Genomic DNA, 1022 nt, shown 5'->3' on the forward strand with positions numbered 1-1022 from the left:
AAGGATAATGCTGAAGAAGAAGTAGAACGCTATAATCAAATTTTGGCTGACCATCCAGTTGATTTGCAAATCTTGGGAATTGGTCGCAATGGACATATCGGCTTTAACGAGCCAGGAACTCCATTTGATAGCCAAACGCATCTAGTAGAACTTGATCAATCTACCATCGAAGCCAATGCACGTTTCTTTGACAAGATTGAAGACGTTCCAACTCAAGCCATTTCAATGGGAATTAAAAACATCTTGGATGCCAAGTCAATTATTCTCTTTGCTTACGGTGAGTCGAAAGCAGAAGCCATTGCCGGAACAGTGTCGGGTCCAGTGACTGAGAACCTCCCAGCAAGCAGCCTACAAAACCACCCTGATGTGACTATTATCGCTGATGCTGAGGCGCTCAGCCTGCTTGAAAAATAAAAATTACAAGAACCACTTGCTCTTTGGAGTGAGTGGTTTTTTTCTAGCTTTCATGAGTCAATAGAAAGAAGTGGTATAATAGATTGGTAGAATAACTAGATCTAGTTAGGTCCAATTTTTACTATTTTATGATATACAAGGAGAGAATGAAAGTATGCTATTAGAAAATAATCTGATAAAAGACAATATACGAGCTGAAAACAAAAGCTTTCTCTATTATTTACACGAGGAAAAAGTATTTGATTCGCACTCGCTGGCTGATTTATGTCGCTACGTAGAAAAGCTCGATTCTATTAGTATAGATCAGATGAGGGATTTGCATTTTATTGAAAATCAAATTCTTTGTCATCTGGTATATCATTTTGATAGCAATGACTTGAGTAAGATTTCAAATCTTCCTGATGAATATTGGGAATATATTGAGCCTTTTGAACAAGCAGTAACAAAGTTGTATGATTTGATAAAGTATAGGTAAGAAAGTAATTAATAAACTGGAAAATAGGAATAAATGTAGGTTTCCTCTTGACAATTATTCATTTTGCATGTAAAATGGAATAGATCTTGAACTTGAAGGGAGTGAAAAAAATGTCTAAAACAGTAGTACGTAA

2 protein-coding genes are annotated in these 1022 nt (G+C 35.9%); both read left to right on the forward strand.

Annotation, left to right across the window (positions count from 1 at the left end):
* On the forward strand, positions 1-414 hold a 414-nt coding region (locus GMD1S_RS08095), incomplete at its 5' end, for a glucosamine-6-phosphate deaminase (protein WP_000574590.1).
* A 154-nt stretch (positions 415-568) separates the two neighbouring features.
* Positions 569-889, forward strand: a complete 321-nt coding sequence (locus GMD1S_RS08100) for a hypothetical protein (protein ID WP_000923698.1) — start codon at positions 569-571, stop codon at positions 887-889.
* The last annotated feature ends 133 nt before the right edge of the window (positions 890-1022 follow it).

Origin of the sequence: Streptococcus sp. GMD1S, assembly GCF_000296875.1 — a bacterium.
Taxonomy (GTDB): domain Bacteria; phylum Bacillota; class Bacilli; order Lactobacillales; family Streptococcaceae; genus Streptococcus.

Bases quoted from the DNA above. Each gene is read 5' to 3' on its own strand.
- GMD1S_RS08100 (WP_000923698.1), top strand. From the start codon at position 569: ATGCTATTAGAAAATAATCTGATAAAAGACAATATACGAGCTGAAAAC.